At 62.9% G+C, this 7,883-nt stretch carries 5 protein-coding genes and 1 riboswitch; of the genes, 2 read left to right on the forward strand and 3 right to left on the reverse strand.

Translation table 11 applies throughout. From position 1 onward, the window contains the following. Positions 1–139: 139 nt before the first annotated feature. Positions 140–2,551 carry a leucine--tRNA ligase gene (gene leuS / locus NUH19_RS05585; protein ID WP_262315576.1) on the reverse strand — a complete coding sequence of 804 codons (2,412 nt, stop codon included), beginning with the start codon at positions 2,549–2,551 and terminating at the stop codon, positions 140–142. 337 nt (positions 2,552–2,888) lie between these two features. On the opposite strand from leuS, the gene NUH19_RS05590 reads away from it, so the two are divergent. After that, the gene (locus NUH19_RS05590; RefSeq protein WP_262315565.1) at positions 2,889–3,572 is read left to right on the forward strand and encodes a phosphatase PAP2 family protein; all 684 of its coding nucleotides are present in this window, start codon (positions 2,889–2,891) and stop codon (positions 3,570–3,572) included. A gap of 606 nt (positions 3,573–4,178) precedes the next feature. Here the strand turns inward: NUH19_RS05590 and NUH19_RS05595 are convergent. Continuing rightward, positions 4,179–5,645: an MDR family MFS transporter gene (locus NUH19_RS05595; RefSeq protein ID WP_262315566.1), complete on the reverse strand. Its 1,467-nt coding sequence runs from the start codon at positions 5,643–5,645 to the stop codon at positions 4,179–4,181. A 63-nt stretch (positions 5,646–5,708) separates the two neighbouring features. After that, positions 5,709–6,890 (reverse strand): methionine adenosyltransferase, encoded by a 1,182-nt coding sequence (gene metK, locus NUH19_RS05600; protein ID WP_262315567.1) that lies wholly within the window; start codon positions 6,888–6,890, stop codon positions 5,709–5,711. Next, a riboswitch (SMK box riboswitch) is annotated at positions 6,888–6,971 on the reverse strand. It overlaps the preceding gene by 3 nt. Before the next feature lie 114 nt (positions 6,972–7,085). Here metK and NUH19_RS05605 point away from each other — a divergent pair. Continuing rightward, positions 7,086–7,724, forward strand: a complete 639-nt coding sequence (locus NUH19_RS05605; protein WP_262315568.1) for a hypothetical protein — start codon at positions 7,086–7,088, stop codon at positions 7,722–7,724. The last annotated feature ends 159 nt before the right edge of the window (positions 7,725–7,883 follow it).

Genomic DNA, 7,883 nt, shown 5'->3' on the forward strand with positions numbered 1-7,883 from the left:
GCACTTTCGCTCACGCTGGCGTGGCGCCACCCGGCAACGCGGGAGCGCATAGCTCGGACTGGCACTCGCGGCCAAGGTCGAGCCCCAAGCACCAGCCCCACGCTTTGCGTCCCGCTAAACCCGCCGGCCTCCGCTCTGGTTACTTCACCACCAGGTTGACGATCTTGCCCGGGATCACGATTTCCTTCACGATGGTCTTGCCCGCGATGAACTTTTGAACGTTTTCAAGCGCCTTGGCGGCCGCCTTGATCGCGTCTTGGTCGGCGTCGGCGGCGACTTCGACGTTGCCGCGCAGCTTGCCGTTGACCTGCACCATCAGCGTGACGGTTTCAGACACCAGCTTGCTTTCGTCGACGGTCGGCCAGGCGGCGTAGGTCAGCGTGTGTTCGTGGCCCAGAATCTGCCAGATTTCTTCCATCATGTGCGGCGCAATCGGGGCCAGCAGCTTCACGAAGCCCTCGACGTAATCGTAAGGCAGCGCATCGACCTTCCGCGCCTCGTTGATGAAGACCATCATCGCCGAAATCGCGGTGTTGAAGTGCAGCGCCTCGTAGTCCTCGGTGACCTTCTTGACCGTTTCGTTGTAAATTTTGTCCAGCTGCCCGTCGTTGATCGTCGTGATGTGATCGCGCATCTTGTTGTCGTCATCGACGAAGGTAGACCAGACGCGGTCCAGGAACTTCCGGGCCCCGGCCAGGCCGGTGGTGCTCCAGGCGATGCCGGCGTCCAGTGGGCCCATGAACATCTCGTACAGGCGCAGGGTGTCTGCGCCGTACTCGGCGACCACGTCGTCTGGGTTGACCACGTTGCCCTTGCTCTTGCTCATCTTCTCGTGGTTGTCGCCCAGAATCATCCCCTGGTTGAACAGGCGCTGGAACGGTTCCTTATAAGGTGCCACGCCGATGTCGTAGAGAAACAGGTTCCAAAAACGCGCGTAAAGCAGGTGCAACACCGCGTGTTCCGCCCCACCGATGTAAAGGTCGACCGGGGTCCACTGGCGCAGCTTCTCGAAGTCGGCCAAGGCCTCCTTGTTGTGCGGATCCACGAAGCGCAGGAAGTACCAAGACGAGCCGGCCCACTGCGGCATGGTGTTAGTTTCGCGCTTCCCCTTGCGGCCGTTCTCATCGACCACGTTGACCCAGTCGTCCAGGTTGGCCAGCGGGGATTCGCCGGTGCCGCTCGGCTTGATGTCGGCCTCTTCGGGCAGCACCAGCGGCAGCTGATCCTCCGGCACCAGCGTGGTTTCGCCGTCTTCCCAGTGAATGACGGGAATCGGCTCGCCCCAGTAGCGCTGACGGGAGAAGACCCAGTCGCGCAGCTTGTAGTTGACGTGCTTTTCACCGACGCCCTTGTCGCTCAGCCAGGCGATCGCCTTGTCAATGGCCTGGGCCTTGTCCAGGCCGTCGAGGAAGTCGGAGTTGATGTGCTTGCCGTCGCCGGTGTAGGCCGCCTCTTCGACGTCGCCGCCTGCGATGACCGGGGTAATCTTAAGCCCGAACTTTTTGGCGAACGCGTAGTCGCGCTCGTCGTGGGCCGGCACGGCCATGATTGCGCCGGTGCCGTAGCTGGCGAGCACGTAATCGGAAATCCAAATCGGCAGACGCTCGCCGTTGATCGGGTTGATCGCGTAAGCGCCGGTCCAGACGCCGGTTTTGTCCTTGTTCAGGTCCGTGCGTTCAAGGTCGGACTTCGAGGCGATGGCCTTGCGGTAGGCCGCCACGGCCGCCTGCTGCGCCGGCGTCGTGATGCTGTCGACCAATTCGTGCTCCGGGGCCATCACGCAGTAGCTCGCACCGAACAAGGTGTCAGGCCGGGTGGTGAAAACGTCAAAGGCCTTGTCGCTGTCGGCCACCTGAAAGGTCACCTGGGCACCGACCGAACGGCCGATCCAGTTGCGCTGCATCTGCTTGATCGGTTCCGGCCAGTCGAGGTCGTCCAAACCGTCCAGCAGGCGGTCGGCGTAGGCCGTGATTTTGAGCACCCACTGGCGCATCGGCTTTCTGATGACCGGGAAGCCGCCGCGCTCGGTTTTGCCGTCGATCACCTCTTCGTTGGCGACCACGGTGCCCAGGTCCGGGCTCCAGTTGACCGCGACTTCGGCCTCGTAGGCCAAGCCGCGCTTGTACATCTGCTCAAAAATCCACTGGGTCCACTTGTAGTAGCTCGGGTCGGTGGTCGCAAGTTCGCGGTTCCAGTCGTAGGAGAAGCCCAGCGAGTTGATCTGGCGCTTGAAGTTCTCGATGTTGGCCTTGGTGAAGTCCTTCGGGTTGTGGCCCGTGTTCAAGGCGTACTGCTCCGCCGGCAGCCCGAACGCGTCCCAGCCCATCGGGTGCAGTACGTTGTAGCCTTGGGCGCGTTTCATCCGGGCGATGATGTCCGTGGCCGTGTAGCCCTCAGGATGCCCGACGTGCAGGCCCTGGCCTGACGGGTACGGGAACATGTCCAGCGCGTAGTAGTTCTTCTTGTTGGGATCGGTTGTCGTGTTGAACGTGTTGTGCTCGTGCCAGCGTTTCTGCCACTTTTTCTCGACCGCCTTGTGATCGTACATGATTGTGCCTCCTTGAATTTTGCGAAACTGCTCGAACCAAACAAAAAGCCGCCCTACGAAAAATAGGACGGCTTGGCCGCGGTACCACCTAAGTTCTGCCCGAAGACAGCGCTTGACTGGATAACGGCCAGGGCCGGCGACTATTGGCTTAGCCGCACTCAAAAGGTCAGTTCACCCGGTCGCTTCGTCGCGCTTGCAGCACCCGCACGCTTCCTTGCCCCGCAACCGAGCTACTCGTCCTTCGTTCGTTCGATATTGGCTTCATCATAGCAAATCGGGTCAACTAAAACAAGCCTTCCCCAGTGGCTTCTGGTACAATTTGCCTAACGGAGGTGAAAGCATGTCCCATCGTTCCCCATTGCCCCTGCTTTGGGCCGGCCTCGGCCTGGCCGTCTTCTTGCCCCTTTTGTGGGGGGTGGCCCACCACGCCGCCTTCATCGCGGCAATCGATTCGCCAATCATCGCGGCGGTCACTGCGGTGCGGCCCAGCTGGCTGACCGACGTGTTGCTGGCGATCACCACCCTAGGCGAGCCGGTCGCCGTCACCGTGCTCGGCGTGGTGCTGGCCGGCATCCTCGCCTACTACCGCAGGCGGCGCTACGCGGTGTTTGCGGCCCTAGCCATCGTCGGCATGAGCGGCTTCAACACCGTGGTCAAACACCTGATCCGCCGGCTGCGGCCGTTCGTGCAGGACCCGACGATCACGCCCTTGACGCGCATCGGCGGCTACAGCTTCCCCAGCGGCCACGCCAGCGGCAGCCTACTATTGTGGGGCACCGTGATTCTCCTGAGCCTGGCCCTGATCACCAACGCACCGGTTCGCCGCTGGTTCGTCGGCATCTCCGTGGCGATGATCGCGCTGACCGGCTACTCGCGCATCTACGTGCAGGTCCACTACCCGACCGACGTCTTCGCCGGCTACGGCCTGGCGCTGTTCGGCCTGATGCTGCTTTGGTGGCTGATGCTGCCCTGGCTGACGGCGACCACGCCGACCGGGTGGGTCACCCGCCGCCAACCGCACTGATTGCACGCCAAACCGCCCGTCTCGCAGCCTTGATGCTGCGCAACGGGCGGTTCTTTGTGGTGCCGGCTGGCGATCCACTGGAGTCGCACCGCGGCCGCCTGACCACGACCCGGCTGCGGCCGGTCGCCGGACGCGCCGAAGCCACCGCAGCGCCAAACGCCGCGGCGGCCTCGGTCTTCTGACTGGTCGGTTGCGCTGATCGTGGTCGCCGCGCGGTCGGTGACACAACACGCGGCTGCTTGGTGCAAGCCACCGGTCAAGGCCCCACCGCAGCTACCTCGTATCGCGAGTAGGCGGGGCAATAATGCGGCCGGTGGGTGGTGGTCCACACCCTGGTGGTCGGTCCCAATCGGAGGGGACCGTTGCACGAAAACGTCGACGTTGTTGCCTTTCGGCATGGCATGAGTGGGGTACTGGGAATGCTTATGTCCCGGACCGTTCCCCATAGACAGTGGACTTGCTGCGACTCTGATCAAAGCCGCCTCCCCGTCCTAAGATAATCATCTAACGTCAGTGTAAGCCCCGCCATTTTGGCCGTCAACTTCTAAGCTCGTTCGCGCCAAAAAGGCCCCAACCAAGGGTTGGGGCCGCGCCGGCCACGGGTGGCTACTGAGCCTGGCCCTTGGACTTGTCAAAGGCGTTGATCACAAGCGCCAGCCCGACGATCACCACCGAGAAGAAGTAAATGTTGTGCAGCCCGGCGTAGAGAATCTGGCGCAGCGTCGGCAGGAGCGTCGCCGGCAGCCCGGCGGCCGTCTGCGGGTTGATCAGCCGGTTGAGCATCCCCATGGTCGCCTTGGGATGGGCGGCGATGCCCTGAGCCATGCGCAGGTTCAAGACCACGCCGTAAACCGAGACCATCAGCGTCTGCCCCAGCGTTCGCGACAGCGTGTTGAAGCTGGTGGCGACGCCGACCTCGCTTGCGGCCACCGTGGCCTGGGCGCGAACCGTCGTGGTGGTGATCACCATGCCAAAACCAAGCCCCAGTCCCCCGGCGACGACCAGGAAGAACCAGTACGGCGTCGCCTCCGGCACCAGCGCCAGAATCAGGCTGCCGGCCAGCAGCAGCGTCATCGCCACGGCCAGAATGCGCCGCGCCGACCAGCGCGTGAGCAGCCGCCCGGCCACGAACGAGCCGATGATCCACATCAGGCTGGACGGCGTGATGGCGAAGCCCCCAAAGGACGCGTCCATGCCGAGAATCCCCTGGACCCACATAGGCATGTAGGCCTCGTAGCCGATCACGAACCCGGAGATCAAGGCGGCCACCGCGTTGGTAATCACGAAATCGCGGTTGGTGAACAGCGCCAGGTCGATGATTGGATCGATGGCCCGGCGTTCCTGCCGCACGAACAGGCTCAAGGTCCCGGCCGCAGCGAGCAGCGCCAGCGCCAGCAGCACCCAGCCGTGGCTGCCGGCCAGCCCCTGGAAGCCGAGCATCAAAAGCAACAGCGTCAGCACCAGCCACAGCGTCCCCCAGTAGTCCACCGCCTGGTTTTGCTTTTGGTAGTCCTCCTTGAAGAACACCGCGACCAACAGCACGGTCAACAGCCCGATCGGCACGTTGATGAAAAAGATCCAGTGCCAGGAGAGCCGATCGACGATGAAGCCGCCGAGAAGCGGTGCCAGCACCGCGGCGATGCCCCAGGCCGAGCCGTTGAAGCCCAGCACCTTGGCGCGTTTCTCGTAAGGGTAAATGTCGGCGATGATGGTGAAGGTCACCGGCATGATGGCGCCGGCGCCGACGCCTTGAATCGCCCGGAAGAAGATCAAAACCGGCATCGACTGCGCCAGCCCCGACAAGGCCGAGCCGACGATGAAAATCGCCAGTCCGATCAAAAAGACCGGCTTGCGGCCGATTTTATCGGCGAACTTGCCGTAGATCGGCGTGGCCATCGCGTTGGTCAGCAGGTAGATGGAAATGATCCAGTTCATGAGCTTGACGCCGTGCAGGCTGCCCACGATGGTTGGCATCGCGGTGGAGACGATGGTGCCCTCCACCGCGGTCATGAAGGTGGCGATGAAGATGGCGATCGTGACCAGCACGACGTTGGTGTGTTGCGACTTTTGCATAATGATCCTTTCTGGCCGAAAAAAAGCGCCTCTACCAAAGGTAAAGGCCGCCTCTTAACTCGTTTAATCTAAGTACTTGGCAAGCGCCGCGACCCGGTCGAGGTGTTCCCAAGGAAGATCAACATCTGTACGTCCGAAGTGACCATACGCCGCCGTTTGCTTGTAGATCGGCCGGCGCAGGTCAAGCATTTTGATGATGCCGGCCGGCCGCAGATCGAACTGCTCCCGGATGGCCTGGGTGATACGTTGTTCCGAAATCTTGTTGGTGCCAAAGCAGTTGACCGACACGGACACCGGCTGGGCCACGCCGATCGCGTAGGCCAGCTGCACCTCGAGGCGATCGGCCAGCCCGGCGGCCACGAGGTTCTTGGCGATGTACCGCGCCGCGTAAGACGCGGAGCGGTCCACCTTGGTCGCGTCCTTGCCGGAAAAGGCGCCGCCGCCGTGCCGCGCGAACCCACCGTAAGTGTCGACGATGATCTTGCGGCCGGTCAGCCCGGAGTCGGCCTTGGGACCGCCCAAAACGAAGCGGCCGGTCGGGTTCACGTAGATCTTGGTGTCGGCGTCCAAAAGCGCGGCCGGAATCACCGCGCGGATGACCTGGGTCTCAATGTCTTGGCGAATCTGATCCAGCGTGACATCCGGGTCGTGCTGCGTCGACAGCACCACGGTGTCGACGCGCTGCGGCCTGTTAGCATCGTCGTACTCGACGGTGACCTGGGCCTTAGCGTCCGGCCGCAGGTACGAGATGGTGCCGGCCTTGCGCAGCGCCGCGGTTTTTTGCATCAGCCGATGCGCCAGGCTGATCGGCAGTGGCATGTACTCGGGCGTCTCGTTGATTGCGTAGCCGAACATCATGCCCTGATCGCCGGCGCCGATCTGGTCCAGCGGATCGCCGCCCTGGTGCGACTCGACGGCGGCATCGACGCCCTGCGCGATGTCCGGTGACTGCTCGTCAAGGGCAACCAGCACCCCGACCGAGTCGGGATCAAAGCCGGACTCCTTGGTGTAGCCGGCGCCGCGAATCGTGTCGCGAACCACCTTTTGAATGTCGACGTAGGCCGTGGTGGTGACCTCGCCGACCACCAGGACCAGGCCGGTGGTGACCGTCGTCTCAACGGCCACCCGCGCGTCCGGGTCCTGGGCCAACATGGCATCGAGGATGGCGTCGGAGATCTGATCGGCGACTTTGTCCGGGTGCCCCTCGGAAACGGACTCCGAGGTAAATAAATGACGTTCTTGCATCTTTGCTTCCCCCTAATTAGTTGTTCGGTTACAAGGCATATCCGCGGCTGCGGATCCCATCGGGAATTCTTTGCAACGAGATTAAGCATAACATATTTCGGCGACCGCACGAAATTTGTTTTTGCCCTCCGCCCCCGCATTGGGTAACATAGGGGGGAACCCCGAGGCGCGACGCCTCGCTTGAAAGGACACCTCATGAACCCTAAACAACTATTGCGCTGCGGCCTGCTGACCGGCCAGGCCGTGGCGATGCCGCTTCTCTTGGGCCGCACCGGTCTGACTTGGCCGGCCTTGACGACCTGGGCCCTGCTTGCGCTGGTCCTGGCCACCGCCCTGGCCCTGGCGCTCGAGCGCCCCTGGCCGCTGGCGGCGGCCGTTCTGCTAGCGCTGCTTGGCTGCTGGGGCAGCTGGTCCCTGCTGCCGCTGGCGCTGGCCCAAATCGGCCTGGCCTGGCTGGTGGTGACGCAAAAGCTCAGCATGCGTCTGACCACCACCGGCTGGCTGGTGATCACCGCCTTCCTGCAGCTGCTGCTTTTCGCCAAGCTCGACACCGTGCTGACCCTGGCCGCCGTCACCGCCGTCGGTGCGGTCACACTGCCGGCCGGCCTGGCCCTGTGGTCGCGCGAGTGGCCGGTCTGGGTCCTGGTGCTGCTTCAGGCGGTGCTGGCCGTCTTGACCGCCTACCTGCAGGTCTTCACGCTTCCCACCGCGGCGGTCGCCTTGATCCTAGGTATCGCCTTAGATCCGCGCCTGCGTAAGTGGCCGGCCTGGGCCTACGCCGCGCTGCCCCTGCTGCTGGCGCTGTTGAATGTGTACACCCATTTCCACGGTTAACCCCAGGCGCCGGCCTTGCTGCCGGCGCCTTTTGTGTGTAAGCACCCAATAACAGACCGGATATGATTGCCCCTTGCCGGGCAGTATGATTGCCTCATCAAATCTAAATTGGTGAGGTAATTTTATGGATGAGAAACCTGAGATTGTTCGGATCAAATT

It is taken from the genome of Lacticaseibacillus parakribbianus (assembly GCF_025490915.1).
GTDB lineage: Bacteria > Bacillota > Bacilli > Lactobacillales > Lactobacillaceae > Lacticaseibacillus > Lacticaseibacillus parakribbianus.